The 349-nt window shown below is 43.8% G+C and carries 1 protein-coding gene; it reads left to right on the top strand.

Annotated features, from left to right (window positions below):
- Nucleotides 1-349: IS66 family transposase zinc-finger binding domain-containing protein (locus H5084_RS19355; RefSeq protein ID WP_182692244.1), on the top strand; the 349-nt coding region annotated here is incomplete at both ends.

Below are 349 nucleotides of genomic sequence, written 5' to 3'. Positions count from 1 at the left end.
ATCGAGGATAAAACCTGTGGTTGCTGTGGCGGTGAGCTACATAAAATGGGTGAGGATAAGTCAGAAAAGCTTGAGTTTATCCCCGCTCAAATTAAAGTGATTGAGCACATTCGTCCTAAATACGCCTGTCGTCACTGTGATAAATCGTCGACTCATACACCGATTAAACAAGCTGCCATGCCCGCGATGCCGATAAATAAAGGGATAGCAACAGCGAGTTTGTTAGCTCAACTTATTACTAGTAAATACCAATATGGTTTACCGCTTTATCGCCAAGAAGCGATGTTCAAGCAATACGGTATCGAGCTCAGTCGCCAAACCATGAGCAGTTGGATAGACAAATCAGCCA

The organism is Psychromonas sp. SR45-3 (genome assembly GCF_014163575.1).
Lineage (GTDB): Bacteria > Pseudomonadota > Gammaproteobacteria > Enterobacterales > Psychromonadaceae > Psychromonas > Psychromonas arctica.
The sequence above is the reverse complement of the archived record's forward strand: the minus strand, read 5'-3'. Positions and strand labels throughout refer to the sequence as shown.